Here is a 25,263-nt window from a genome sequence, read left to right as displayed (position 1 = left end):
GCCAGATTCCAGCAGAAACTGCTGAAATCTGAAGTCACTGTAAGGTCTCGCTTCGATTCGCATTCTCAGCAGCCGCAAGACAGAAGTCATCGTTCATCTTGATAACCAGCGCTATGAGTAAGCGCAGTGCAACGAGGTAAGTATTGAAGTGTGCCTCTTCGCCGTCAGCATGAGCCTGCGAACCGTGCAAGTATCTGTTGCGTAAGTTTGGTCCGTTGCTGAATTCAACTCTGTTGAGGAAGTAGTTGAAGTAGTCAGCCTCGGCGTTCGTGAGCAATGAGGACTGGCGTGTCAGCCAACCCTTTTCGACCATATCATCGACCTCGAGGCGTGCAGCAGGTGAGAGACGATAGTAGTTCGCCGCCTGGGTGTTGAACAGCGCCGAAAGTACTATGAGTTGGTCCAGGCTCCTGAACTGGATTCGTTCATCGGCGTCTTGGAGAACTCCGAGACGGATCAGATGGTCAATGCTGGCCTGTTGGTGGTTGTGAAAATCTGTGTACGAGACTTCGTTTCGCAACAAGAGTTCGACTGCGGTACTACCCTGCAGGTCTTCTTCGATGTAATTTAACGGTGACTGATCGGAGAACAACGCGTGGAGTACGCCGACAATTTCCTGGTCTTCTATTGGATAGACGTATCTACCTTGAAGCAGGCTGGGTAAGTCCTTGTATCGCACCTGATCTGCCCCCATAGTAAGCAAGTCGCGATCGAGGTATCCGTCCTCGACGAATACGCTGAACTGGTTCGCGACGCCTTCCATTTCCGCGAAGAGGTGCCGGACTCTTTGAAGGTAGGAGGTGTCACCGACTGAAGGAGAAAATGAGAAGTTCACTGCCTCGAACTCTTCAACAAGATACTTCTCGAAGAACCAGGCGATTACATCCTCGATGGATATGTCATGTGACTTTAGGAACAAACGATACATATGGGTCTGGAGCAACGAGCTTGCATCGACAGCTTGAAAAGCGACACCAGTTTTGTACTCTGTGTTCCCAGTAACGCCCATTATTCGCTCCATCACACCCAAGTGCGCATAGTAAGAAGGCAGCGTCAAAAGCACTTGATCATCAGCGAACTCAAACAGGTGCTGGAAGTTGTTCAGAATACTCGGATTATCGGTGGTTTCTTCTAGCCACCGTTGGCTGTAAGTATGCCGCCATACCGATCCGTCTGAGGTGTCAACCTCCGATAGCACTGGTTCATCTTGATCAACAGAAATGGAAACTTCGCTGCCAGTCTTATAGCCGACATTCTGTTCAAAGAACTTCGCGGTCAGATCTTCATTTCGTCGCTTTGCCTGAAGCCTCAGCTTGGCATCGATGCCGGCATGAAGGTTGTCCTTTGCCGTGGAAATTAATCGCAGATAATTCGAGTTCGCCTCATCATCAGAGATGTAGCGTTCCATTAGATTGCGTGCATCCTCGGACGTGAAGCTGCGTGGCAGGTACACCTTCGCTCTCTCATCCTTCTCCAAGTACTTTCTGGCGAGAATTTCGGCATTGCGAGGTTCAGCGAGTAGTTCCTCCCGCAAATCCGTGTCATACGCGGAAACGAGGTTCCTGTTAACCAGCATCTCTGAGAGACGGACTCTCGCAGCTTTTAGAGCAGTCAAAGCCGTCGAACTATCGCAACGCTCAAAGACCTTGTTTCCTCCAAGCAGATCAAGAAGGTCACTGTGAAATTCATAGCCAACTTCAGCCACGAGAGCGGCGATACTCTCGTTATCAATCGACGCGAAGTACCTCGCAACGGCACTACGAATATGCGGAATCTGCCCCACGAGCTGGTCAACTTCTTCCTCTGAGCAGGAGTTTGGGAGCAGTCCATGTTCTAGGTATTTCTGCACATTGTGGAGTTCAAGTGCATCCATGACACTCGTCAGTCCGATCTCGGGATCGAATCCGGCGGCAAGCTCAGCTGCGCGAGGCGCATGCACGCCGGCTGCCAAGTCGCGTACACCATAGAAGCGAACCCGTCGTTCCTCAACGTCTGCTTCGTTCATCACCCAGTTCCCTCGCTTCGGTCCACGCCCGAGGACGACGCCCATTCGCTGCGCGGAGGTGCCCTCCGCAATCTAGAGCGAGGATCTCACACAGCACTGACATCCATCTTCCGGATCCGACTGATCTGAACACTACCCTCGATCTGCCAGAGGCGTGGCAGCTTTGGGAGCGGTAATTCGAAGGGAGGTACCGACGGATGATTGGCACCTTGGGAGATGGTGTGCACCTACTCATTGGAATGAGTATCGGTGAGAGGAGCCTGTCATGCCCAGGTTGAACTCTTGTGTGCTCGAGCTGGCTCTGAACTGGGCGACTAGGCACGCGGAAGCCACGGACTCGCTCACCACCAACCCGTCGTGCAAAACCAGCACGAACGTTCATTCTGCGGATTCAACGGTCCCGCCGATTCGGCGGGACCTGGAACTCCGGTCACTGTGCCGCAAAATTTGCGTGACCGTCAAGCCGCACCGGATGCGTACACGAGGCTTGGAAGCGCAACTTCGAGCGCGATGTCTATATGGTTAACGTACGTCAAAGTTGCCTCCCAATCAACGGCGGCATCGCAGTTACTTCCCGAAGACGCGGTCGAGCATTTTGGCGGTCGCAGGGTTCACCATCTCGTTGCGGCGGATGTAATGCTGCACCGTAATCGCCGGGTCCGTATGTCCGAGTAGCTCGGCGGCAAGATCGACGCCAGCCTCATTGCTGATTGCAGTGGCAACCGTTCGACGAAACATGTGCGGCGTGACGCCCTCGATGTCCGCGAGGTCGAGCACGTGCCGAAGCTGCCTGCGCACGTTGTTCGTCGTCAGCGGTCCACCGTCACGATTGCAGAACAACAGTGCATCAAGCGAGGCATCATCACGGCGGGCGAGCCTTCGCCGCACCGCCTCGGCAGCGAACGCGGGGAGTGCGACGGTGCGTCTGGACTTCGCGGTCTTGGGATGATCCTGCCGCTGGGTCGGTTCGCCGCGGTGCGCGACGATGGTGCCGCTGATGCGAATCGACGGCGGGGCGCTCACGATGTCGATATCGCGGCGGCGGATCGCGAGTACCTCGCCGATGCGGGCTGACGTGCCGAGCATCACCTCGACGATCGCGCCGAGCTGCCCGTCCGGTTTCGGGCCGGAGGGTGAGAGCCCGGTCTCCCAGAACGCGATCGCGGTGCGGATCGCGTTCACCTCGGAGGGGGTGAGCGCGTTCGGTGTCGTCGGGGGTTTCCGGAGCCGCGAGACATGATCCATCGGGTTGCGCGGCAGCACCTCGTGCCGCACCGCGAGCCCGAGCGCAAGCCGCAATGCCACCCGGGCCTGCTTGGCACGGTTGTAGCTTTGCTTCGCAAGCTGCTTCAAGAAGTGGTCGCAGCACGCCACGCCGATCTCGCGCAGCGTGAGGTCTTTGAACGCGGGCATCACGAGCGTGCGCATGTTGCGTTCGTACAGCTGTCGGGTGGTGGTCGAGAGCCGGTCTTCAAGATCGAGATCTTCAAGCCAGTACGCCACCAGGTCGGGGAACGGACTGTCGGCAGTAAGCCCAATGCCTGCGGGCTGGTAGAGCGTGCGCTCGGCAAGCTTCGCTTTCAGCCTTTGCTCGGCGGCGCGCCTCGTGTCGCCGGTGGCTTGCACGAGCCGTGACTTCCCGTCCCAGTCGCGATACCTCGCGCGGGCGGTCACGCGGCCGTTTGACGCGGTCTGGAACCCGATCGTGCCGAATGTGCCGATGGTGAGGCGTGGGCGGCTCATCCCGTCACCTCCCGTCGCGCGGGGAGGTCTGAACGCCGTCGCGCTGCTGCTCGACCCAGTTGCGCACATCGCCGACTGCGAATTTGAGATGCTTGCCAAAACGGTAGGCGGGCGGACCGAGGCCGCGGGTGCGCCAGTCGTAGATTGTCGAGACAGGAATGCCGAGATAGTCGGCCAGCTCCTGCACATCGAGCAATGGCTCGAGACCCCATGGGTTGGGTCCAGCTGCGGTGTCCATACGAACCAGGTGAGCCTGTCGAGCCTTCAACCCTGAACAACCGGGAAGGTCTCGTGAGCACCAGATGAGAGCGAAAAGAAGGTCCTGCAGCGACGCTCAGAACGCCCCAAGAGCCGAGCCGAACCTCGAATAAGAGATGGGTTTGTGATGGTCGGTTCAAATCTCACCTACGAAAAAATCGCGGAAACCGTTGAGTTTCCGCGATTTTTTGGTCGGGCTGACAGGATTTGAACCTGCGACCCCTTGACCCCCAGTCAAGTGCGCTACCAAGCTGCGCCACAGCCCGTTGTCTCCGCGCGGCCCCGGCTCCGAAGAACCGTTCCCGTCGTGGCAACCCCTCTATCTTACCCATATTCGGGACCCCGAAATGACCATCCGGCGAGATTCGCGCCGCGACGCCTCGGGAGGCCCGGGGAACCTCGGCGTCGCCTCATGAATCGGCGCCGAGGTCGGCCACGGTGGCCGCGTACGCCCGGGCGAGTTCATCGGCGTCGACGATCGCGCCGGCCTCCGGGCTGCCCGATCCGATGACGATGCGCGCGCCGCCGAGCCGGGCGTCCATCACCACGGGCCAGTCGCCGCGGGCGCCGAGCGGCGAGATGGTGCCGCGCGCGTAGCCGGTGGCGGCGAGCGCCCCGGCCGGGTCGGGCAGCGAGAGCCGGTTCGCACCGAGGAGTGCGCGGAGCTTCGCCCACGAGAACTGCTCGGCGAGCGGTGCGAGCACCAGCACGTAGCCGTCGCGTCGCTGCACGACGATCGTCTTCACCGGCTCCACCCCGTCGATCGGAGCGGGCCGCTCCCCCGGGGTCCGCGGCACGAACTCGACGGCGAGGCCGCGCGCCCGCGCGTCGGCCTCCGCGGCCGCGTGCCCTGCGGCCCATGCCTCCCGGTCCGCCGGCTCCGCCATGGTTCCTCCGATCCCGGCGGTCCGCTCGTCCCTCCGCCGCCTCGGGGTACAACCGCGCAGGGTATCCTGGGCATTCCCGGCACCCGCCACCCGGCACCCGCCACCCGGCACATGGCACACGGCACACGGCACACGGCACCCGGCAGCACCCCTACAGCACGCTCTGCAGGAATCCCCGCGTGCGCTCCTGCTGCGGGTCGTCGATGACGGCCTCGGGCGCGCCGCTCTCGACCACCACGCCGCCGTCCATGAAGACGACCTGGTCGGCGACCTCGCGGGCGAAACCGATCTCGTGCGTCACCACGATCATCGTCATCCCCTCCTCCGCGAGCTCCTGCATCACATCGAGCACCTCGCCCACCAGCTCGGGGTCGAGCGCCGAGGTCGGCTCGTCGAAGAGCATGAGCTTCGGCTTCATGGCGAGCGCCCGCGCGATCGCGATACGCTGCTGCTGCCCGCCGGAGAGCTGCGACGGGTAGTGATCCGCCCAGGCATCGAGCCCGACGCGGCGCAGCAGCGCGTGCGCCTCGGCCACCGCGTCCGCGCGGCTGCGCCGCGAGACCACCATGGGAGCCTCGACGATGTTCTCGAGGGCGGTCTTGTGGGGGAAGAGGTTGAAGCGCTGGAACACCATCCCGATGGAGCGCCGCTGTTTCGCGACCTCTCGCGGGTGCATCTCGTGCATGCGGCCGCCGTGCTCCCGGTACCCCACCACCTCGCCGTCGACGGTGATGCGTCCGCCGTCGATGGTCTCGAGGTGGTTGATGCAGCGCAGCAGCGTGGATTTGCCGGATCCGGACGGGCCGAGCAGCACCGTCACCTGCCCCGCGTGCACGTCCATCGAGATGCCCTGCAGCACCTCGAGACTGCCGAAGTGCTTGCGCACGCCCCGCAGCTGCACGAGGGCGTCGTCGCTGAGCTCAGCCACGGCCGGCTCCCTTCTTCCGGCCCTGCAGCTGCAGGGCGATCGCTCCGGTCATCTCGCGCGCTTTCTGCAGCGGAGTGGCGGGCGCGTTGCGCTCCACGCCCCGGCCGAAGTAGCGCTCGAGATAGTGCTGCGGCACCGACAGGATCGACACGATGACGAGGTACCAGATGCTCACGACGATGAGCAGTTCCACCTGCTTGAGGTTCTGCGCCGAGATCTGCGTGGCGCGGGTGTAGACCTCCATGACGGCGATGAGCGAGAGCAGCGAGGTGTTCTTGATCATCGAGATCAGCTCGTTGCCGAGAGGGGGGATGATGACGCGCATGGCCTGCGGCAGCAGGATCCGCACGAAGGTGTGGAACGGGCTCATGCCGAGCGACGCGGCGGCCTCCTGCTGCCCGGCGTCGACGGACAGCATCCCGGAGCGCACGATCTCGGCCGAGTACGCGGCCTCGTTGAGCGTCAGCGCGATGATGCCGGCCACGAAGGCGGTGAGCAGCACGTTCGTGTCCACCTCCCAGAACACGACGTCGGTGAAGGGGATCCCGAGCGTGATCTTCTCGAAGATGAGTCCGAAGTACCCCCAGATCACGATCTGCACAAGCAGCGGCGTGCCCCGGAACAGCCAGACGTAGAAGGAGGAGAACGCGACCGCGACCGGGTTGCCCGAGAGCCGCATCGCGGCGAGGATCACGGCGAGCACGGTCGAGATGAGCATCGAGATCGCGGTGATGAGGAGGGTCATGCCGACGCCCGCGACGATCTCGGGATTGAAGAGGTACTGGCCGACCACCGCGTAGTCGATGTTGCGGTTGGTCCACAGCGCCTGGACGAACCAGGCGGCGAGGAGGATCAGGACGATCGCCCAGATCCAGCGCCCCGGCCGCCGCAGCGGGCGGGCTTCGATGTCGAAGCTCCGATCCCGCTCCGGCGCCGTCACGGTCGTGGTGCTCATGATGGTCCTATCCCTCCTGTGCGGCGCCGTTGACGATCGCCTCCTCGGTCGCGAAGGCGCCGAGGTTGTGGGTGTCGAGGATCTCCTGGTACACGCCCTCGTCGATGAGCGCCTGCAGGGCGAGGCGCAGCGCCTCGGTGAGCTCGGTGTTTTCCTTGAGCGTGCCGATGCCCGTGTAGACGGGGTTGACGCCGGCGGGGAACTCGGGATCCTCGATCATCTCGAAGTCCTTGCCGTCACCCGCGGTGGCGACCGTGTAGGCGGCGACCGGCGCATCCACGGGGTAGGCGACCACGCGGCCGGCCTTGAGCGCAGTCTGCGGGTCCTGCGCGGTGGGCAGCTGCTGGATCACGAGTTCGCCCGCGCCGTCGGCCGCGCACTGCTCCGCGAGTTCGGTGAGCATCTCGAGCTGCGCGCTCGCCTTCTGCACGGCGACCGGGTGCCCGCAGAGATCGTCGAGTCCCGTGATCCCCTCGGGGTTGCCGGCCTTCACGACGATCGTGAAGCCCGCGTAGATCTCCTCGATGAAGTTGAGGGTCTCCTCGCGCTCGATCGTGTCGTTCATGCCCGACATGATGATGTCGAACTTCTTCGCCTGGAGCGCGGGGATCACGGTCTCGAAGGCCTGGTGCGAGATCTCGAACTCGACGCCGAGCTTCTCGCCGAGAGCCTGCGCGAGGTCGGGATCGAGCCCCACCTGGCGCTCACCCTCGAGGAGGATGAACGGCGGGTAGGGGATCCCCGCGGCCGCACGGATCACGCCGGCATCGCGGATCGCGTCCGGGAGCGCCGCCTCGGCGGCCTCGTCGACGCCGGAGGTGAGCTGCGCGGCGGGCTCCTCGCCCGCGGAGGCTGAGGCGTCGCCGCCGCTCGCGCAGGCGGTGAGACCGAGCATGGCGGCGAGCGCGGCGCCGGCCGAGATACGGATGAGCTTCTTCATGGGGTTCCTCTTCCTTGGGGAATGGGCGGATGGTGATCGGGTCAGCAGGCCCAGGCCTGCTCGGAGGGGCCGACGTGGTGGCCGAGGAACTCGGCGTAGCTCTGCCGGCGCACCGCGAGGCGACTGGCGCCGTCGCGGCAGAACACGACGGCGGGCTTGAGCGCGCCGTTGTAATTGTTGGACAGCGTGTAGCCGTACGCGCCGGTCGCGGCGAGCACGATGGTATCGCCCGCGGCGGGGGCCGCGAGCGTGGCGCCGTCCACCAGCAGGTCGCCGGACTCGCACTGGCGGCCGACGAGCTGCGCGGTCGTGTCGGGCACGGCGTCGGCGCGATCGGCGACGATGGGGGTGAACTCCATGTCCATGAGCGCGACGTTGAGCTGGTCGGCGAGCCCGCCGTCGACGGCGACGAAGGTCGCCCCGGTGCGCTTGACGTTGTTGACGCGGTAGGCGGTGACGCCGCTGCGGGCGACGAGCGAGCGGCCGGGCTCGATGACGAGCCGGCTCCCGGCGGGCAGCACGCGTCGCGCGGCCGCCGTGATGGCGTCGAGGTACGCGTCGAGGCTCGGCGCCCGGTGCCGCAGGTGGTAGTCGACGCCGAGCCCGCCGCCGATGTTGTAGACGGGGAACTCGCCGAGCTCCCGCACCGCCTCGACCGCCCGCACGAAGGGCTCGACCTCGAGCACCTGCGAACCGATGTGCAGGTGCAGGCCGACCACGTTGAGGTACGGGTGCGCGGCGAGCCGCTCGATGAGCTGCCGCGCCTGCGGGATCGGCAGGCCGAATTTGGAGCCGGCCCCGCCCGTGGAGATCGCCTTCGGCACCCGCGGATCGACACCGGGGATGATGCGCACGAGCACGTCCTGCGGCCGGGTGAGCAGGGCGTCGAGGCGCTCGACGTCGGCCTCGCCGTCGAGCACGATCGTGCCGATCCCGGCGTCGACCGCGAGCGCGAGCTCCTCGGAGCTCTTCGCGTTGCCGTGCAGATGGATGAGCTCGGGCGGCGCGCCGGACTCGAGGGCGAGCAGCAGTTCCCCGGCGCCCGCGACGTCGATCGCGAGCCCTTCAGCGGCGGCGATCGCATAGGCCGCCAGCACCGGGAAGGACTTCGAGGCGAACGCGACCTGGCTGTTCGGCCAGCGCTCCGCGAGCCCGTCGCGGTAGGCGCGCATGCGGTCCCTGAGCCCCTGCTCGTCGATCACGTACAGCGGGGTCCCGTACTCCGCGGCGAGCTCGGGCAGCGCGCAGCCGCCGATCTCGAGCGCGCCGTCCGAGCGCACCGCCGCGTTCGGGGGGAAGATCCGCTCGAGTCGGGGATCGTAGAACCCGCTTGCTGCCACGTGAGTACTCCTTCGTCGTCGTCTCACTCGACTGTAGAAAACGCCATCTCCCAGACCGTGCGCGATTTCGATAATCTTTGCGCATGGGGTTATCGAGATCGCAAAGCACACTGATCGATCCCATCTCGAACGGGCTCCCCCTGCGCGTGCTCGTCGAGCAGCTCGGCGCCGGCGTGCTGACCGTCGCGCACGCCGCACCGCGGCCCGCGCCGATGCTCGGCCTCGCCTACTACGACTCCGATCTCGGCGCGCAGCAGCTCACCGGCCAGCTCGTCATCCTCACGGCGCACGCGGAACTCGGGCCCGAGCGGCTGGACGCCCTCTGCGCGCGACTGCGCGCCGCCCGGGCGAGCGGCATCGTCGCCCGCTCCGTCGAGGGCGCGGAGGGAGCCGGCCTCATCGCCGCCTGCGCGCATCACGAGCTCCAGCTGCTCGGCCTCTCCCCCGCCGTCGGCTGGCGGGAGTTCGACGCCCTCGTGAGCCGGCTCCTCGGCGAGCACGGCACCGGCCTCCAGCTGGGCACCAATTCGGGAGACCGGCTCTTCGCCCTCGCCAACGCGGTCGCCCAGGCCTTCCGCGGATCGGTCGCGATCGAGGACCACCGGCGCAACATCCTCGCCTACTCGGCGCTGCCCGGCCAGGCGATCGACAGCCTCCGCGCGAACGGCATCCTCACCCGGCGCACCCCCGACGGCCCGCTCAACGAGGTCCGCTACCGGCAGATGTTCGCCACCGAGGGCATCACCCGGTTCCCCGCCGAGGGGCAGTTCGCTCCGCGAGCCGCCCTCCCGCTGCGCGCCGGCAGCATCCCGCTCGGCTCGATCTGGGTCATCGATCCCGAGGGGGACGACGTCTCAGCGCCCCTCGCGCCCGAGAAGCAGGAGGCGCTCCGGAGCGCGGCCGAGCTGGCCGCGGGGTACATCGTGGACGCCTGGCGCTTCGACCACGGCGACGAGCGGTCGAAGGAGACGGCGCTGCGGCGCCTGCTCTCGGGCACCCCGCACGAGAACGACGCGACCGTGCTCGGTCTCCGCCCCGAGCAGTCGTGCCTCGTACTGGCGATCGACAGCGGCGCGCGCGCCGAAGGCGACCTCGGGGAGCTGCGCACGGCCGCCGCGCGCCACCTCGCGGTCTACTTCCCCGGCAGCGTCTGCAGCACGATGGCGGGCAAGGTCGTCGCCCTGGTTCCGAGCCGCGCGGCCGACGCGGTCGTCCGCTCCCTCGAGCGGCTGCTCCCCGAGCTCGAGCGGCTCGCGGGCGGCGCGTCCTCCTGCGGCATGAGCCTGCCGAGGCGGCCGGGCTCCTCCCTGGTCGAGGAGTACGAGCGCGCCGTCCGCGTCGCCGAGAGCGCGCGGGCGCTGGGCCTCCCCGTGGCGACGCCGGAGGACGTGCAGCCGCAGCTCGTCCTCCGCGCGTGCGCCGAGGCGCTGCGGTCCGGGGAACTGCGGCTCCCCGAGACCGCGCAGCTCCTCGACGACGCGGAGCGCGAGACGCGCGCGACCCTGCTCGCCTGGCTCGAGGAGCGCGGCAGCGCGCCCCGCGTCGCCGAGCGCCTGCGAGTGCACGAGCAGACGGTGCGCTACCGGATCCGCCAGGCGGTCGACCGGCTCCGCCTCGACCTCGACGACCCGGATCGCACCCTCGCGCTCTGGCTGCAGCTGCGGCTCGCCGAGTTCGACTGAGGGCGCGGCCCCGCCCGTCGCCCGGCGACACGCGCGTGCAGGCTCACGGGCGCGGCGACTACGCTGAGGGCATGAGCGACCTCCGCAACCCCGGCGATGCCTGGGTCACCGCAGCCGACGGCGGGCGCTACTGGGGTCGTTTCGGGGCCGCCGGGCTGCTCGCCCACGATCGCGAGCGCGACGCGATCCTGCTGCAGCACCGGGTCACGTGGAGCGATCACGGCGACACCTGGGGCATCCCGGGAGGCGCGCGGCACGAGGGCGAGTCGGCCATCGCAGGTGCCCTCCGCGAGTCGCAGGAGGAGGCGGGCGTCCCCGACGGCGCCGTGCTCCCCCGCTACACGCACCTGCTGGATCGCGGGGGCTGGAGCTACACGACGCTCATCGCCGAGGTCGTCGCCCCCTTCGAGCCCGAGATCACCGACCCCGAGAGCCACGCGCTCGCCTGGGTGCCCGTCGACGAGGTCGCGGCCTACCCGCTGCATCCCGCCTTCGCCGCGAGCTGGGACCTGCTGCGCCCGCTCCTCGGCGCCGCCCCGGCCGTGGTCGTCGACGCGGCGAACGTGATCGGCAGCGTGCCCGACGGCTGGTGGAAGGATCGCCGCGGCGCCGCCGAGCGCCTGCGCGACCGCATCGCCGCCTTCGTGCGCTCCGGCAACAGCGTGCGCAGCGGCTTCTTCGAGCTCGCCGAGAGCCGCGTCGCGGGCCTCGACCGCGCCTTCCCGGAGTGGACGCTCGTCGTCGAGGGGCCCGCGAACGGCATCGCGAGCGTTCCGGGCGTCCGGGTGGTGGACGCTCCGGTCCTCGGCGACGACACGATCGTGGAGCAGGTCGCGGCCCTCACGGCGGCGGGCCGCACGACCATCGCCGTGACGAGCGACGTCGAGCTGAAGGCGCGCGCCCGCGTGGCGGGGGCCGTCTCCACCCGCGGCGTCACGAAGCTGCTGCGGCTCCTGCCGCAGGCGGCCGAGGCCCGGTAGCCGCCGCGGGAGCGGGATCGCGTCGCGCGATCGCCGCGACGATCCCGAAGACGAGGAGCCCCTGTCCGAGGGTGTACGTCAGCATCACGAGGCCGTCGGACCACACGGGGAGCGTGCCTGGCAGGAAGATCCGGATCGACAGGATCGCGTCGGAGACGAGGAACCACGCGCCGCCCCACGCGACGGCCGGCCCGCAGCGGGACGCCATGACGGCGGTGCCGACGAGCAGCACGCCGTAGACGGCGACGGGCACCGCGAGCGCCCCGACGCGGGGGATGAGCACGAGCATCAGCGCGACGTACGCCACGAGGTAGACGGCGGCCCAGCCGGGCACGCGGCGCACCGCGATCCCGGCTCCTCGCCACATGAGCAGCAGGTAGGCGAGGTGCGCGAGGCCGAAGCAGAGCAGCATCATCGGCAGCTCGTCGTCGAACATCGGGAAGAAGGTGGCCGCCCCGTCTCCGAGCCAGGAGCCGGCGATCGCGGCGAGCAGCAGGGCGAGCGCGCCCGCGCGCACCGGCCGTCCGGCCCGGGCGCACGCCCAGATCGCGGCGACGGCGAGCGCCGGCATGAGGGTGAGCTTCGTCGGACCCGCGAACGGCAGATCGGCGAAGCAGGCGAGCACGTGCACCGCGGAGAGCAGGGCGTAGAGGACGAAGGGCACGAGCGCCCGCGCCCGCGCGGCCCCCGCTCGCACGGTGCCCGGCTGCACCGCACGCGTGCCGCCGGCCGGTCCGATCGTCTCCCCCGGTCCGATCGACTCCACCGGCCCGGTCGTCTCCCCCGGCCCGGTGCCCCCGGTCGCCACGCTCCGCTCCCGCCGAGACCCCGCCGAGACTCCGCCGCTAGGCCGCCGCCTCGACGAGGATCCCGTCGTCGTCGCACCAGACCTGGGCGCCCGGGGTGAAGATTACGCCCCCGATCTCGAGGTCGACGTCCACCTCGCCCGCCCCGGTCTTCGTGGACTTCGCCGGGTTCGAGCCGAGCGCCTTCACCCCGATGGGCAGGGTGCCGATCGCCACGCGGTCGCGGATGGCGCCGTGCACCACGAGGCCCGCCCACCCGTTGTCGGCCGCGAGCGAGGCGATGATGTCGCCGACGAGCGCGGTCTCGAGGGAGCCGCCGCCGTCGATGACGAGCACCGCGCCGTCGCCCGGACCCGAGAGCACCTCCTTGAGCAGCGCGTTGTCCTGGAAGCAGCGGACCGTGCGCACGGGCCCCGTGAAGCCCGTCACCCCGCCGAGGTTCAGGAACTGGAGCGAGAGCGATGCGAGCTCCGCTCCGCGTTCGTCGTACAGGTCCGCCGTACTGATCTGGGCCATCGGGTCCTCTCCCCCACGGGCTCGCGCCCGCATGTGTTTCGGTGTCCACGCTACCCCGGGCCGCGGACATTGCGGATCTCCGGTGTCACATTCGCGTGAAACCGACGCTTGCGGCGACCCCGCGCATTGCTGTACAAATGTACTTGTACGTTTGTACATGAAGCCGGGGATCGCCCGGGCGCCGACGCGACGCCCATGAGCGCCGGCGAGATCACCGCCGACATCGGGGAGGGGAGGACGCCATGGCCGCACCGCAGCGCGAGACCGAGCGCCCGCTCCCCGGCAAGCGCGACCCCGAGGGCCGCCGACGGGCGATCGTCGCCGCCGCGACCGAGCTCATCGTGCAGACGGGTCCCGACTCGCTCACGCACCGCGCCGTGGCCGAGCGCGCGGGGGTCTCGCTCGGCTCGACCACCCAGTACTTCGCCTCGCTCGACGAGCTCCGCGAGACGGCGCTCACGAGCCTCTCGGACGAGATCGACGCCGAACTCGACGAGCTCGAGCGCCTCACCTGCGAGATCGAGGAGATGCCCGACCGCATCGCCCAGGAGATGCAGGAGTTCCTCGCGGATCGCCGCGCCGTGCGCGCCGATATCGCGCTCCTCACGAGCGGGATCGCCGATCCGCGGCTGCGCGAGCTCGCGCTGCGCTGGCCGAACCGCCTCATCGAGATCCTCACCCCCCGCTTCGGCGCCGAGCGGGCCACCGCCATCGCGCACTACCTCGACGGCGCGCTCATCCACACCGGCCTGCGCGGCGAGCCCGTGCCGCCCGAGGCCATGAGCCGCACGATTCGGGCCATCGCGGGTCTCCCCGCCCCCGACGCCGGCGCCGGCGCCGCAGCGGTCTTCCGACCCGCGCCGGATCCCGACCCGGATCCGGCGCCCCAGCATCCCCCCATCCCCGCTCGAGAAGCGAGCACCCCGACGTAACCGGAGCCCCACGTGTCGACCGCGCACCCCGCCCCCACCGCCCCCCTCCCCGGCTCGGCCGGTCGACCGCGCGGACGCGGCCGGCGCTGGGCCGCCCTCGCGGTGCTCACCGCGAGCCTGCTCGTCATCACGATGGACATGACGATCCTCAACATCGCCATCCCGGAGATGTCGGCCGAGCTCGAGCCCACCGCGGCGCAGCAGTTGTGGATCGTCGACGTGTACTCGCTCGTGCTCGCGGGCCTCCTCGTCTCCTTCGCCGCGATCGCCGACCGCTGGGGCCGCAAGCGCATGCTCATGCTCGGCTACGCGATCTTCGGCGCCGCGTCCCTGCTCGTGCTGCTCGCCGACAGCGCCGAGGCTGTCATCGCGATCCGCGCGCTCCTCGGCGTCGGCGGCGCGATGATCATGCCGATGACGCTCTCACTCATCCGCATCATCTTCACCGACGCCCGCGAGCGCGCGACCGCCCTGAGCGTCTGGGCCGCCGTCTCGGGGCTCGGCGCCGCCATCGGCCCGCTGCTCGGCGGCGTGCTGCTCGAGCACTTCTCCTGGCACGCGGCGTTCATCGTCAACGTGCCGCTCATGCTCCTCGCGATCGTCGCCGGGCTCTTCCTCCTGCCCGAATCCCGCGTGCCCGCGACGGGCCGCTGGGATGCGTTCGCGGCGCTGCTCTCGCTCGCGGGCATGACGCTGCTCGTCTGGGCGATCAAGACCTTCGGCAAGCACGCGAGCCTCGCCGTCCCGGAGGCCTGGGCGGCGTTCCTGGCCGGCGCCGCCCTGCTCGCCTGGTTCACCGTGCGCTGCCTGCGGCGCCCCGATCCGCTCCTCGATCTGCGGCTCTTCCGCGACCGCACCTTCGGGGCCGGGATCGTTGCCGCGCTCGGCTCGACCTTCGCCATGATCGCGGCGCTACTGCTGCTCGCGCAGTGGATGCAGCTCGTCGACGGCGCGTCCCCGGTGGAGACGGGTCTGCGCCTCTTCCCCATCGCCATCGCCGGCGCCCTCGCCTCGCTCGCGGCGCCCCCGCTCGCCCGGGTCATCGGCGCCCGCGCCGTGCTCTCGGGCGGCCTCGGCCTCGCGGGCATCGGCATGCTCGTCATGGGACTGCAGCCCGGCGTGCTCGGCGCCGTCACCGTCACCGTCACGCTCGTGCTCATCGGCGCGGGCACCGGCTCCCTCGCCATCGCCTCCGCCATGATCATGCACGGCACCCCTGAGGAGAAGGCGGGCAACGCCGGTGCGCTCGAGGAGACCTCCTACGAGCTCGGGGCGCTGCTCGGGGTCGCGGTGCTCGGCAGCATCGCGGCGCTCATGTACCGTGCCGAGTTCGAGGCCGGGCGCGCGCTCCTCGCGCTCGATCCCGCGATCCGCGCCCAGGCCGAGGATTCCCTCGGCGCCGCCGTCGCGATCGCGGAGGGCAACGGCCTGCCGCAGCTCGCCTCGGAGGCGGGGGTCGCGTTCACGCACTCGATGCAGACCACGGGCATCGCCGGCGGCGCGATCATGCTCGCGGTCGCGGTGCTCGTCTTCCTGATGACGCCGAAGGGCACCGACATCTCGGCCTCCGGCCACTGAGCCGGCACCGCGGTACCACGCCGCCGATACCCCGGCACGATGCGGGCGGGCCCGTCCCGCTCGTAGCGTAGGGGTATCGGCAGCGCGGAGCATCGAGCGCGGCCCCGACGAGAGGAACCGCCATGAGCGCGACCATGACCATCCAGACCCCGGCACCCGGGCCCCGCGATCCCGATTCCGCTCCCGCGACCGGGGTCGCCGCGACCGCGACCGCCGGGACCGCGACTGCCGGGACCGGCCTCGAGAACGCCGACGCCGGCGGCGATCCCCGGATCGCCCCGCGCGACCGCGGCGAGGCGGCGCGCCCGCTCGCCGTCACCAGCTTCGTGCTCGGCATCGTGTCGGTGGTGAGCGGCTGGACGTTCTTCGCCCCGCTCACGGGCCTGGTGCTCGGCATCGTCGCGCTCCGCCGCGGCGCCGCCGACCGCGCCATCGCGCTCTGGGGCGTCTGGCTGAACGCGGCGATGCTCGCCATCTGGGCGGTCCTCGCGTTCGTCGCCCTCGCCGTGCTCGGGGCGGGTCTCATCGCGCTCCCGGTGCTCGCCGCCTGAGCGATCCGCGGGCCGCGGGGCCGCGCGGGGGCCCGAGGGATCCGCGAGTTCCGGATCCCGGGCCCGCCGCCCGCGCCCTTCGCCCCGCGCGCCCCGCGGCGCTCAGCCCGCCGGGCGCGCGGGCGCGGGATCCGGAGCCCGCGGCGGGTAGACCCAGGTGACCATGACGACGGAGATGATCATGAGCAGGAACCACGCCGTGATCTTCTGGGGCGAGACGAGCACCCAGCCCGCCTCCTGATCCGGATAGAGCCAGGCCCCCGCCCACGTCCCGATGTTCTCCGCGACCCAGATCACGAGCGCCACCCCCGCGAAGACGAGCAGCACCGGTACCCGCAGCGTGGCCCGCCACACGCGGAAGTGCATGACCGTGCGCCACCACAGCAGTGCGACGAGGGCGAGCAGGATCCACCTGAGGTCGACGATGAAGTGGTGGGTGAAGAAGTTCGCGTAGATCAGCGCGGCGAGGATCGTGGTCGCCCACACCCTCGGGTAGCGGGCGAAGCGCAGCTCGTGCAGCCGGTGCACGCGGACCATGTACGAGCCGACCGCGGCGTACATGAAGCCGCTGAAGAGCGGCACCCCGCCGATCCGGAGCACCCCGTCCGCCGCGTAGCTCCACGAGCCCGCGTCGGTCTTGAAGAGCTCCATCGCGGTGCCGGTGAGGTGGAACAGCACGATCACCCAGAGTTCCCGCCCGCTCTCAAGGCGGAACGCGAGCATGCCGCACTGGATGAGGATCGCCGCGAGGGTGAGCGCGTCGTTGCGGGCGAGCGGGGCGTCGTCGGGGTACCACAGGCGCGCCGCGAGGATCGCGAGGAGGAGGAGCGCGCCGAAGACGCACGCCCACGCCTGCTTGAGCAGGAACACGGCGCACTCGATGAGGAACGCCCGCGGTCCGCGCGCCGGGCGCCCCGCGAGGAGCCGGTGCGCGGCCCGATCGATCGCGCGCTCCAGACGCGTGAGTTCCGCGTCGCGTCCGCCGGTCTCCCGTGCCATCCCGCTCCGTTCCCGCCGTCTCGTCACCGGGCAGTCGTTCCTCGTTCGTCGGCCGTCACCGCTCGGCCGTCCGATCCCGGCCGCCGACCGTCGGCCGTCGTGTGTCAGCCTGCCGGTCGGGTTCCCGCGCCGGCTCCGCGCCCGGGTGCTCCCGCACCGGCTCGCGGCGCTCTCGCGACCCCACCCAATCTACGCGGTCGCGCGATCGGGTGTCAGCGCTCAGGCGTCCGCGCTTACGCGTCCGCGCTCACTCGTCCGCGATCCGTGCGCCCGCCTCCCGCAGGATCCGCAGGGCCTTCGGTCCGAAGCCGTGCAGCGCGAGGAGCTCGCGTGCCGTACGTCCGCGCAACTGGTCGAACTGCGTCACCCCGATCCCGGCGAGCGCGCGCGTCGCCGGGGCCCCGATGGCGGGGAGCGCCTCCCCGACGGTCCGGGCGCGGAAGGCGATCACCCGGCGGATCAGCGCGCTCGGCAGCGGCTCGGCGAGCGGGAAACGGACGGAGCCCTTGCCCTGCTCGTAGCGCGCGAACTCCTCCGCGAAGGCCTCGTGGCCGGTCGGCGTCGCGTACAGGCCGATGTGCTTCGCGAAGCCGCCGAAGTAGACGAGCGGGTGCCCGTTGAGCTTCGTGCCGATCATCCCGTACATGACGCCCTCGACGGCACGCGGGCACTCCTCCCGCACGATCCAGCGCAGCGCCTCGAGTCGCTCGCGCGTCTCCGCCGGGAAGCCCGCCAGGTAGGTCTCGACGTCGTCAGCCATGCCCCCAGCGTAGACCTCGCTTCCACGCGGCGCGACGCCCGCCGCGACGCGGAACAGCCGGCGCAGCCGCGGGTGCTAGCGGCGCTGGCGGCGCTCCCGGATCCGCATGTTCAGCACGATCGGGGAGCCCTCGAAGCCGTAGCGCTCGCGGAGGCGCCGCTGGATGAAGCGGCGGTACCCGGGATCGAGGAAGCCGCTCGTGAAGAGCACGAACGTCGGCGGCCGGTTCTGCACCTGCGTGCCGAAGAGGATCCGCGGCTGCTTGCCCCCGCGGAGCGGGTGCGGATGCTCCTGCACGAGCTCGGCGACGAAGGCGTTGAACTTCGCGGTCGGGATCCGGGTGTCCCAGGACTCGAGCGCCTGCTCGAGCGCGGGCACGAGCTTCTCGAGGTGCCGGCCGGTGCGCGCGGAGATGTTCACCCGCGGCGCCCAGTCCACGTGCGCGAGATCCTGCTCGATCTCCCGCTCCAGATACCGGCGGCGGTCATCGTCGAGCAGGTCCCACTTGTTGAAGGCGAGCACGAGCGCGCGCCCCGACTCGAGCACGAGGTCGATGATCCGCAGATCCTGATCCGAGATCTCCTCGGTCACGTCGATGAGCACGACGGCGACCTCGGCCTTCTCGAGCGCGGCCGCGGTGCGCAGCGACGCGTAGAAGTCGGCGCCCTTCTGCAGGTGCACGCGCCGGCGGATGCCGGCCGTGTCCACGAAGGTCCACACGCGCCCGGCGATCTCGACCTGCTCGTCGACCGGATCGCGCGTGGTGCCCGCGATGTCGCTCACGACCGCGCGCTCCTCGCCCGCGGCCTTGTTGAGCAGGCTCGACTTGCCGACGTTCGGCCGGCCGAGGAGCGCGACGCGGCGCGGCCCCTGCAGCTTCGGCTGGGCGACGGCGGACTCCTCAGGCAGCGACGCGACGACCTGGTCGAGGAGGTCGGCGACGCCGCGGCCGTGCAGCGCCGAGACGGCGTGCGGCTCGCCGAGGCCGAGCGACCACAGCTGGGCGGCCTCCGGCTCCAGCACCGCGTCGTCGACCTTGTTCGCCACGAGGAACACGGGCTTCTTCGTGCGGCGCAGCAGCTGCACGACGCGCTCATCGGTCGCCGTGGGGCCGACGCGGGAGTCGACGACGAACATGACGGCGTCGCAGAGCTCGATCGCGACCTCGGCCTGCAGGGCGACGGACGCGTCGATCCCCTTCGCGTCGGGCTCCCAGCCGCCGGTGTCGACCAGGGTGAAGCGGGTGCCGACCCACTCCGCGGGGTAGCTCACCCGGTCCCGGGTGACGCCGGGCACGTCCTCGACGACGGCCTCGCGGCGACCGAGGATCCGGTTGACGAGCGCCGACTTGCCGACGTTCGGGCGCCCCACGATCGCGACGACCGGCAGCGCCTCGGCGACCGGCTCGCGGAAGCCGAGGAACTCGCCGTCGGCGCCGATGATGGCGACGTCGTCGTCCTCGAGCTCGAAGGCCTCGAGGTTGGAGCGCATGGCGCGCAGCCGCTCCTCGTCCGTGACAGAGTCGTCGAAGCCCTCGCCGACGATCACCTCGCCGCCCTCGGGATCGACGCCGTCGAACGCGGCGTCGTCGAACACGACTCCGTCCGACTCGGCGCCATGGGTGGCGGCCGCGTCGAACACCTCGGGTCCGTCCTGCTCGGCGCCCGTTCCGGGGGTCTGCTCGCTCATCTTCAGCTCTCTTCCGCGGCGCGCTGCACCGCTCGTACGATATCGACCACAGCCTGCACCGACTGCTCGAAGTCCAGGTCGCTCGTGTCCACGAGCGTCACCCCCGGGGCCGGGGTGAAGAAGTCCACGACGAGCGCGTCCTTCGCGTCGCGCGCCGCGATGTCGGCGAGCACCTGCTCGTGGCTGAGCCCGGCGAGCTCGCCGGCGCGACGCCGCGCGCGCACCTCGGCGGAGGCGGTCATGAGGATCCGCACGGGCGCATCCGGTGCGACCACCGTGGTGATGTCGCGCCCCTCGATCACGACGCCGGGCAGCCCGGACGCTGCGACGATCCCGCGGAACATCGCATTGAGCCGATCCCGCACCTCGGGGTGCTTCGAGACCCGGCTCACGAGCCCGCTCACCGCGTGCGCGCGGATCGCGGCCGTGACGTCGGCGGGATCGGTCTCGGGATCGGCGCCGGGGACGCGCACCGTCACCCGCTGCTCCCCGCGCAGCGTGATGCGGTACTCCCAGTCGTCCAGGATCGCCGCAACCGCCGCCGCGTCGTCGAGGTCGACGCCGAGCTCGGTCGCCGTCCAGGCGAGGGAGCGGTAGGCGGCGCCGGTATCGAGGATGCCGAAGCCCAGGCGCACCGCGGCGGCGCGGGAGACGCTCGACTTGCCGCTCCCCGCGGGCCCGTCGATGGCGACGAGAATGGGGGCGGCGTCGGCCGGCCGGTCGTCCACGGCGTCGTTCACAGCGTCCTCCATCCGCGCTCCGCGAGGTCGGAGAGCGCGCGCTCGGCCACTTCGGGCAGCACCGCGATCTCCGCGAATCCGATCTGCGCACCCGGCGAGTGCTCGAGGCGCAAGTCTTCCATATTAATGCCCAGTTCTCCGAGCTCGGTGAGCAGCCGCGCGATCTGCCCCGGGCGATCGTCGACGAGCACCGTGATGGTGGTGAATCGCTCGGAGGATCCGTGCTTGCCCGGGATGCGGGCGACGCCGCGGTTGCCCGCCGAGAGGAGGTCGGCGATGCGCCGCTTCGCCCCGGCGCGCTCCGGATCCCGCAGCGCCTCAGCGAAGTCCGCGACGTCGGCGGCGAAGGCGTCGAGCAGCTCGACGACCGGCGCACGGTTCGCCCCGAGGATCTGCACCCACAGCTCGGGATCGCTCGCGGCGATCCGCGTCGTGTCGCGCAGCCCGGCCCCGGTGAGCCCGATCGCCTGATCGCTCGCCGGCTCGAGCCGGGCGGCGAGCAGACTCGACACCACCTGCGGCAGGTGGGAGACGAGGCCCACGGAGCGGTCGTGCTCCTCCGGCGTCATCTCGATGAGCACGCCGCCGAGGTCGAGCGCGACGGACTCGACGAGCGCGAGCGCCGCCGCCGGGGTCTCGTGATCCCGGCAGATCACCCACGGGCGCGCCGTGAACAGGTCGGCGCGCGCCATGATGGCTCCGCCCCGCTCGCGCCCCGCCATCGGGTGCGATCCGACGTAGCGCGTGAGATCGACACCGCGTCGCGTGAGCTCCCGGAACGGTGCGAGCTTCACGCTCGCGACGTCCGTGACCACGGCCTCGGGGTAGCTCGCGAGCGCCCGCTCGATGACGTCGGCGACGACGTCGGGCGGGGTCGCGACGACGACGAGCGCCGGTGGATCGTCCGCGGCGGAGCGGGGCCTGCCGGCCCCGTAGTCCGCGGCGAGCGCGACGGTCGTGGGCGAGAGATCCTCGATCGTGACGTCGACCCCGTGCTCGCGGAGGCCGAGTCCAACGCTCGCGCCGAGGAGCCCGGCGCCGATGACGTGCACGGATCCGCTCGTGCGTGCCGCGAGCTCGTTCATGGCCGTTCCCTCTTCCCGTCGCCCGCCGTCATCGTCCGTCGGCCCTGCCGCCGCGCGCGCCGCGGCCGCCCGCGCCCCCGCGGCCGTGCGGGTTCCCCCGCGCCGCCGCGCCGCGCATGCCGCGAGCGCCCTTGCCGTCGCCCGGTCGGCCAGCCGTGACCGCGCCGCGCCCGCCGCGCGCGCCCTGGCCGCGGCTCCGATCGCCGCGGCCTCCCGCGGCGCCGCTCCCGCCGGCGCCATCTTCGGTCGCGCCGTCCTCGACCGCGCCGTCCTCGACCGCGCTGAGCAGCGCACCGCGCTCGGCCGCCGAGAGCTCGCGCAGCTCCCCCACGCGGAGCGTGCCGAGGTGCAGCGGACCGAACTGCCGTCGCACGAGCTCGGACACCGGGTGCCCGACCTCCGCGAGCATGCGCCGGACGATGCGGTTGCGGCCGGAGTGCAGCGTGATCTCGACGAGCGAGTGCGCGCTCGTCGATCCGCCGGGCAGGAGCTTCGCCCGATCCGCGCGGATCGGCCCGTCCGAGAGTTCGACGCCGTCCTTGAGCCGCTGGATCACCGCGGCGCTCACGCGGCCGCGGACCTTCGCGATGTAGGTCTTCTGCACCCCGAAGCTCGGGTGGGCGAGGCGGTGCGCGAGCTCTCCGTCGTTCGTGAGGATGAGCAGTCCGCTCGTGTCCGTGTCGAGCCGGCCGACGTTGTACAGGCGGTCGTCGACGGCGTCGGTGAACTCGCGGAGATCGGGCCGGCCGTTCTCATCGCGCATCGTCGAGACCACGCCCCGGGGCTTGTTGAGCACGAAGTAGCGCTTGGAGACGTCGAGCTGCACGACGACGCCGTCGACGCGGACGTCGTCGTGCTCCGGGTCGATCCGCGATCCGAGTTCGCGCTGCACCGCCCCGTTGACCGTCACCCGACCGCCGGTGATGAGCGACTCGCAGGCGCGGCGCGACGCGACGCCCGCGTGGGCGAGGGCCTTCTGCAGGCGCACGCGGCCGTCGTCCTCGGAGCCGTCGCTCGCCGCGCCGCGGCCCGTCTCTCCCGACCCGCCCGACCCGCCCGACCCGCCCGGCTTTCGGGCAGGGCTCCCCGGCCAGCCGAACTCGGCGAGATCAATGTCGATCTCGGCCCCGTCGACGGAGAAGGATCCGCCGAGCCCGCCTCCGTCTCCCGCGTGGGGGTCCGGGCGTCCGTCAGAGCGTTTCATGGTCGAATCCTTCGCTGCCGTCGTCGAGGAGGGGGCGATCGGCGGCAGTTCCGAGACGTCCCCGATGCCGAGGTGGCGCAGGAGCGCCTCGGTCGTGCCGTAGAGGGTCGCGGTCGTCTCGGGATCCTGCCCGACCTCCGTGATGAGCCCGCGCCCGAGCAGCGTGCGCACGACCGAGTCGACGTTCACCGCGCGGATGGAGGCGATCGCCCCGCGCGAGACGGGCTGACGGTAGGCGATGACCGCGAGCGTCTCGAGCGCCGCCTGCGAGAGCTTCGCCGGGGTCTGCTGCTGCACGAAGTCGGCGACGAGCGGATCGAGGCTCTCGCGGACGTAGAAGCGGTAGCCGCCGGCGACCTCGCGCAGCTCGAAGCCCCGGGGCGCCGTGCCGCCGTCCGCGCCGTCGAACTCGGCGATGAGTCCGTCGAGCGCCCGGCGCACCTCCCGCACGGGCCGGTCGGTGGCGGTCGCGAGGGCGATCGCGCTCAGCGGTTCGTCGGCGACGATGAGCAGCGCCTCGAGCTGCTGCGCGAGCGCATGCTCCGCGCGCACGCGTTCGAGCGTTCCCCCCGGTTCCGGGGCCTCTCCGGACGCTCCGGATCCTTCGGGCTCCCCGGACCCCTCGGTCCCCCCGGGTCCGGGTTCCCCGGATCCTCCGTGTTCCCCGGCCCCCTGCGGCGCGATCCGGGTCGCTCCGGCAGGGTTCGTGGACGCTTCACCCTGCGGGAGCGACCCGGATCCCGGGGCTGCGGCGGAGGCGGGCTCAGGGGCAGGGGCAGGCCCAGCGGCGGAGGCGGGGGCGGGCCCGCGGCTCCGGTCGTTCGGCGTCGTGTCAGTCATAGTCGTTCCCCAGCGTAGCCAGTTCGTCGTCGGACCAGGTCTCCCCCGCCCAGCGCACGTGCAGTTCGCCGAGCGGCTCGGCCTGGTCGAAGGTGACCGCGGCGCGCCGGTAAAGCTCGAGGATCGCGAGGAAGCGCGCGACGATCACGCCGCGCTCGGAGACCCCGGCCACGAGTTCGCGGAAGCTGTGCGCGCCGCCCGTGCGCAGCAGGGACACCACGATCGCCGCCTGCTCGCGGATCGACACGAGCGGGGCGTGCAGGTGGTCGAGGCCGACCGTGGGGAGCGTCTTCGGGGCGAAGGCGAGCATCGCGAGCGCGGCGAAATCCTCGGCCGACAGCGTCCAGACGAGTTCCGGCGCGCGTTCGCGATAGCGCGCATCGAGCGGCACCTGTCGCGGATGCCGCGCATCCTCGGCGTCGAGGCGAGCCCGGAACCACGCGCTCGCCTGCTTGAACGCGCGGTACTGGAGCAGCCGCGCGAAGAGCAGATCGCGCGCTTCGAGCAGCGCGATGTCCTCGGCGTCGACCGCCTCGCCCTGCGGCAGCAGGCTCGCGATCTTCAGGTCGAGCAGCGTCGCCGCGACGACGAGGAACTCCGAGGCCCGGTCGAGCTGGGCGAGCCCCCGCCCCTCGAGCGAGCCGAGGTAGGCGATGAACTCGTCGGTGACGAGGCTGAGGGAGACCTCCGTGATGTCGAGCTCGTGCTTGCCGATGAGGCTCAGCAGCAGGTCGAACGGCCCGTCGAACACCTCGAGGCTGACGCGGAAGCCGTCGGCGTCCCCGTCGGCGGGCTCGCCACCGGAGCGCGCCGCCTCCGGATCCGGATCAGCGCCCCGTTCGCGATGCTCGGCGAGCGCGTTCACCGGGTGCCCCTAGGCGACGACGCCGCGCTGCACGAGCTCGCGGGCCAGTTTGAGATAGGCCTCGGAGGCCGCGTTGGCCGGCGCGTAGTCGAGGATCGACTTGGCCGCGATCTGGGCGTCGGGCAGCTTCACGGTGCGGCCGATCACCGTGTCGAAGACCGTGTCGCCGAAGGTGTCCACGACCCGTTCCAGAACCTCGCGGGCGTGCAGCGTGCGGGAGTCGTACATGGTCGCGAGGATTCCGTCGAGCTCGAGCGCGGGGTTCAGCCGGTCCTTCACCTTGTCGATCGTCTCCACGAGCAGCGCGACGCCGCGCAGCGCGAAGTACTCGCACGCGAGCGGGATGAGCACCCCGTGGCTCGCCGTGAGCGCGTTGACGGTGAGGAGGCCGAGCGAGGGCTGGCAGTCGATGAGGATCACGTCGTAATCGTCCACGACCTTGCGCAGCACGCCCGCGAGGATCTGCTCACGGGCGACCTCCGTCACGAGATGCACCTCGGCGGCGGAGAGATCGATGTTCGCCGGAATGAGATCGAGCCCCGGGGTGTCCGTGCGCTGGATGGCCTCGCGCGGATCCTTGAGCTTGCCGAGCATCAGGTCGTAGATCGTGGGGACGTCGTGCGCGGCCACGCCGAGGCCCGCGGAGAGCGCGCCCTGGGGATCGAAGTCCACCGCGAGCACCCGCCGGCCGTAGCGCGCGAGCGCCGCGGCGAGGTTGATGGTGCTCGTCGTCTTGCCGACGCCGCCCTTCTGATTGCACATCGAGACGATGCGCGCCGGACCGTGCCGCTCGAGCTTCGGCGGCGCGGGGATGACACGCTCGGGTCGGCCGGTGGGCCCCAGCTCGACCTGGTTCTTCGCCATTCCCCGTGCTCCTCTCGCTCGCTAACGCCCCATCCTATCGCGGGAGCCGCCGCGCGGACCGCGTGTCATCCGGCCGCCACGGCGCGCCGACCGGGCCGCGCTCGCCGGAGCCGGGC

22 protein-coding genes, 1 tRNA gene and 2 pseudogenes are annotated in these 25,263 nt (G+C 70.2%); 5 read left to right on the top strand and 20 right to left on the bottom strand.

The annotated features are described in order from the left end of the window. Positions 1-34 precede the first annotated feature (34 nt). From MUN78_RS02900 to lysA, 9 genes are all read right to left on the bottom strand, one after another. Positions 35-2,005 carry a hypothetical protein gene (locus tag MUN78_RS02900; protein WP_244728677.1) on the bottom strand — a complete coding sequence of 657 codons (1,971 nt, stop codon included), beginning with the start codon at positions 2,003-2,005 and terminating at the stop codon, positions 35-37. 567 nt (positions 2,006-2,572) lie between these two features. Beyond that, the gene (locus tag MUN78_RS02895; RefSeq protein ID WP_244728676.1) at positions 2,573-3,748 is read right to left on the bottom strand and encodes a tyrosine-type recombinase/integrase; all 1,176 of its coding nucleotides are present in this window, start codon (positions 3,746-3,748) and stop codon (positions 2,573-2,575) included. A 4-nt stretch (positions 3,749-3,752) separates the two neighbouring features. Beyond that, complete coding sequence (locus tag MUN78_RS02890; protein ID WP_244728675.1) at positions 3,753-3,986, bottom strand: helix-turn-helix domain-containing protein; 234 nt, start codon at positions 3,984-3,986, stop codon at positions 3,753-3,755. Positions 3,987-4,195: 209 nt separating this feature from the next. Then, positions 4,196-4,272: transfer RNA gene (locus MUN78_RS02885), tRNA-Pro, on the bottom strand. Between the two features lie 144 nt (positions 4,273-4,416). Next, on the bottom strand, positions 4,417-4,893 hold the full coding sequence (locus MUN78_RS02880) for an aminoacyl-tRNA deacylase (RefSeq protein WP_244728673.1): 477 nt from the start codon (positions 4,891-4,893) through the stop codon (positions 4,417-4,419). Positions 4,894-5,044: 151 nt separating this feature from the next. Then, positions 5,045-5,821 (bottom strand): amino acid ABC transporter ATP-binding protein, encoded by a 777-nt coding sequence (locus tag MUN78_RS02875; protein WP_244692926.1) that lies wholly within the window; start codon positions 5,819-5,821, stop codon positions 5,045-5,047. Continuing rightward, positions 5,814-6,776, bottom strand: a complete 963-nt coding sequence (locus MUN78_RS02870) for an amino acid ABC transporter permease (protein ID WP_244728672.1) — start codon at positions 6,774-6,776, stop codon at positions 5,814-5,816. Before MUN78_RS02870 ends, MUN78_RS02875 begins: the two co-directional genes overlap by 8 nt. Positions 6,777-6,783: 7 nt before the next feature. Then, complete coding sequence (locus tag MUN78_RS02865; RefSeq protein WP_244728671.1) at positions 6,784-7,716, bottom strand: ABC transporter substrate-binding protein; 933 nt, start codon at positions 7,714-7,716, stop codon at positions 6,784-6,786. Positions 7,717-7,757: 41 nt separating this feature from the next. After that, on the bottom strand, positions 7,758-9,056 hold the full coding sequence (gene lysA, locus MUN78_RS02860) for a diaminopimelate decarboxylase (protein ID WP_244728670.1): 1,299 nt from the start codon (positions 9,054-9,056) through the stop codon (positions 7,758-7,760). 83 nt (positions 9,057-9,139) lie between these two features. Between lysA and MUN78_RS02855 the strand changes: the two genes are divergently transcribed. Together MUN78_RS02855 and MUN78_RS02850 are read left to right on the top strand one after the other, a co-directional pair. After that, positions 9,140-10,738 carry a PucR family transcriptional regulator gene (locus MUN78_RS02855; RefSeq protein ID WP_244728669.1) on the top strand — a complete coding sequence of 533 codons (1,599 nt, stop codon included), beginning with the start codon at positions 9,140-9,142 and terminating at the stop codon, positions 10,736-10,738. A gap of 71 nt (positions 10,739-10,809) precedes the next feature. After that, positions 10,810-11,718, top strand: coding sequence for an NUDIX domain-containing protein (locus MUN78_RS02850; protein WP_244728668.1), 909 nt, complete (start codon positions 10,810-10,812; stop codon positions 11,716-11,718). On the opposite strand, the gene MUN78_RS02845 is transcribed toward MUN78_RS02850, so the two are convergent. After that, positions 11,672-12,526, bottom strand: a complete 855-nt coding sequence (locus tag MUN78_RS02845) for a lysoplasmalogenase family protein (protein WP_244728667.1) — start codon at positions 12,524-12,526, stop codon at positions 11,672-11,674. The genes MUN78_RS02850 and MUN78_RS02845 overlap by 47 nt on opposite strands. 37 nt (positions 12,527-12,563) lie before the next feature. Then, positions 12,564-13,040: a ribonuclease E activity regulator RraA gene (gene rraA, locus MUN78_RS02840; protein ID WP_244728666.1), complete on the bottom strand. Its 477-nt coding sequence runs from the start codon at positions 13,038-13,040 to the stop codon at positions 12,564-12,566. 242 nt (positions 13,041-13,282) lie between these two features. Between rraA and MUN78_RS02835 the strand changes: the two genes are divergently transcribed. The 3 genes from MUN78_RS02835 (at position 13,283) to MUN78_RS02825 (ending at position 16,101) form a co-directional block, all read left to right on the top strand. Then, positions 13,283-13,972: a TetR/AcrR family transcriptional regulator gene (locus MUN78_RS02835; protein ID WP_244728665.1), complete on the top strand. Its 690-nt coding sequence runs from the start codon at positions 13,283-13,285 to the stop codon at positions 13,970-13,972. 12 nt (positions 13,973-13,984) lie between these two features. Continuing rightward, a complete protein-coding gene (locus MUN78_RS02830; protein ID WP_346730607.1) occupies positions 13,985-15,550 on the top strand; it encodes an MFS transporter in 1,566 nt (521 codons plus the stop codon). 122 nt (positions 15,551-15,672) lie between these two features. Then, a complete protein-coding gene (locus tag MUN78_RS02825) occupies positions 15,673-16,101 on the top strand; it encodes a DUF4190 domain-containing protein (RefSeq protein ID WP_244728664.1) in 429 nt (142 codons plus the stop codon). 102 nt (positions 16,102-16,203) lie between these two features. On the opposite strand, the gene MUN78_RS02820 is transcribed toward MUN78_RS02825, so the two are convergent. The 9 genes and pseudogenes from MUN78_RS02820 to MUN78_RS02780 all read right to left on the bottom strand — a co-directional run bounded on the left by MUN78_RS02820 (position 16,204) and on the right by MUN78_RS02780 (position 25,147). Then, the gene (locus MUN78_RS02820; RefSeq protein ID WP_244728663.1) at positions 16,204-17,100 is read right to left on the bottom strand and encodes a DUF817 domain-containing protein; all 897 of its coding nucleotides are present in this window, start codon (positions 17,098-17,100) and stop codon (positions 16,204-16,206) included. A 247-nt stretch (positions 17,101-17,347) separates the two neighbouring features. After that, positions 17,348-17,860, bottom strand: coding sequence for a DUF1801 domain-containing protein (locus MUN78_RS02815; RefSeq protein ID WP_244728662.1), 513 nt, complete (start codon positions 17,858-17,860; stop codon positions 17,348-17,350). 75 nt (positions 17,861-17,935) lie between these two features. Beyond that, positions 17,936-19,549, bottom strand: coding sequence for a ribosome biogenesis GTPase Der (gene der / locus MUN78_RS02810; RefSeq protein ID WP_255821012.1), 1,614 nt, complete (start codon positions 19,547-19,549; stop codon positions 17,936-17,938). Positions 19,550-19,551: 2 nt separating this feature from the next. Continuing rightward, complete coding sequence (gene cmk, locus MUN78_RS02805; RefSeq protein WP_244728661.1) at positions 19,552-20,301, bottom strand: (d)CMP kinase; 750 nt, start codon at positions 20,299-20,301, stop codon at positions 19,552-19,554. Next, the gene (locus tag MUN78_RS02800; RefSeq protein ID WP_244692909.1) at positions 20,286-21,374 is read right to left on the bottom strand and encodes a prephenate dehydrogenase; all 1,089 of its coding nucleotides are present in this window, start codon (positions 21,372-21,374) and stop codon (positions 20,286-20,288) included. Before MUN78_RS02800 ends, cmk begins: the two co-directional genes overlap by 16 nt. Before the next feature lie 274 nt (positions 21,375-21,648). Next, positions 21,649-22,578, bottom strand: a pseudogene (locus MUN78_RS02795) (pseudouridine synthase); the annotation flags it as partial. A 96-nt stretch (positions 22,579-22,674) separates the two neighbouring features. Further along, positions 22,675-23,418 (bottom strand): annotated as a pseudogene (scpB, locus tag MUN78_RS02790) (SMC-Scp complex subunit ScpB); the annotation flags it as partial. Then, positions 23,411-24,283 (bottom strand): segregation and condensation protein A, encoded by an 873-nt coding sequence (locus tag MUN78_RS02785; RefSeq protein ID WP_429951524.1) that lies wholly within the window; start codon positions 24,281-24,283, stop codon positions 23,411-23,413. The gene MUN78_RS02785 and the pseudogene scpB, both read right to left, overlap by 8 nt. Positions 24,284-24,292: 9 nt before the next feature. Next, the gene (locus MUN78_RS02780; RefSeq protein ID WP_244728660.1) at positions 24,293-25,147 is read right to left on the bottom strand and encodes a ParA family protein; all 855 of its coding nucleotides are present in this window, start codon (positions 25,145-25,147) and stop codon (positions 24,293-24,295) included. Between the last annotated feature and the right edge of the window lie 116 nt (positions 25,148-25,263).

The sequence above is a fragment of the Leucobacter allii genome (assembly GCF_022919155.1).
GTDB lineage: Bacteria > Actinomycetota > Actinomycetes > Actinomycetales > Microbacteriaceae > Leucobacter > Leucobacter allii.
The sequence above is the reverse complement of the archived record's forward strand: the minus strand, read 5'-3'. Positions and strand labels throughout refer to the sequence as shown.

Coding starts and splice junctions, on each gene's coding strand:
- MUN78_RS02880 (WP_244728673.1), bottom strand. CDS start 4,893: ATGGCGGAGCCGGCGGACCGGGAGGCATGGGCCGCAGGGCACGCGGCC.
- MUN78_RS02900 (WP_244728677.1), bottom strand. CDS start 2,005: ATGAACGAAGCAGACGTTGAGGAACGACGGGTTCGCTTCTATGGTGTA.
- der (WP_255821012.1), bottom strand. CDS start 19,549: ATGAGCGAGCAGACCCCCGGAACGGGCGCCGAGCAGGACGGACCCGAG.
- MUN78_RS02835 (WP_244728665.1), top strand. CDS start 13,283: ATGGCCGCACCGCAGCGCGAGACCGAGCGCCCGCTCCCCGGCAAGCGC.
- MUN78_RS02800 (WP_244692909.1), bottom strand. CDS start 21,374: ATGAACGAGCTCGCGGCACGCACGAGCGGATCCGTGCACGTCATCGGC.
- MUN78_RS02815 (WP_244728662.1), bottom strand. CDS start 17,860: ATGGCTGACGACGTCGAGACCTACCTGGCGGGCTTCCCGGCGGAGACG.
- MUN78_RS02870 (WP_244728672.1), bottom strand. CDS start 6,776: ATGAGCACCACGACCGTGACGGCGCCGGAGCGGGATCGGAGCTTCGAC.
- rraA (WP_244728666.1), bottom strand. CDS start 13,040: ATGGCCCAGATCAGTACGGCGGACCTGTACGACGAACGCGGAGCGGAG.
- MUN78_RS02890 (WP_244728675.1), bottom strand. CDS start 3,986: ATGGACACCGCAGCTGGACCCAACCCATGGGGTCTCGAGCCATTGCTC.
- MUN78_RS02820 (WP_244728663.1), bottom strand. CDS start 17,100: ATGGCACGGGAGACCGGCGGACGCGACGCGGAACTCACGCGTCTGGAG.
- MUN78_RS02780 (WP_244728660.1), bottom strand. CDS start 25,147: ATGGCGAAGAACCAGGTCGAGCTGGGGCCCACCGGCCGACCCGAGCGT.
- MUN78_RS02850 (WP_244728668.1), top strand. CDS start 10,810: ATGAGCGACCTCCGCAACCCCGGCGATGCCTGGGTCACCGCAGCCGAC.
- MUN78_RS02855 (WP_244728669.1), top strand. CDS start 9,140: ATGGGGTTATCGAGATCGCAAAGCACACTGATCGATCCCATCTCGAAC.
- MUN78_RS02825 (WP_244728664.1), top strand. CDS start 15,673: ATGAGCGCGACCATGACCATCCAGACCCCGGCACCCGGGCCCCGCGAT.
- cmk (WP_244728661.1), bottom strand. CDS start 20,301: ATGGAGGACGCTGTGAACGACGCCGTGGACGACCGGCCGGCCGACGCC.
- MUN78_RS02865 (WP_244728671.1), bottom strand. CDS start 7,716: ATGAAGAAGCTCATCCGTATCTCGGCCGGCGCCGCGCTCGCCGCCATG.
- MUN78_RS02895 (WP_244728676.1), bottom strand. CDS start 3,748: ATGAGCCGCCCACGCCTCACCATCGGCACATTCGGCACGATCGGGTTC.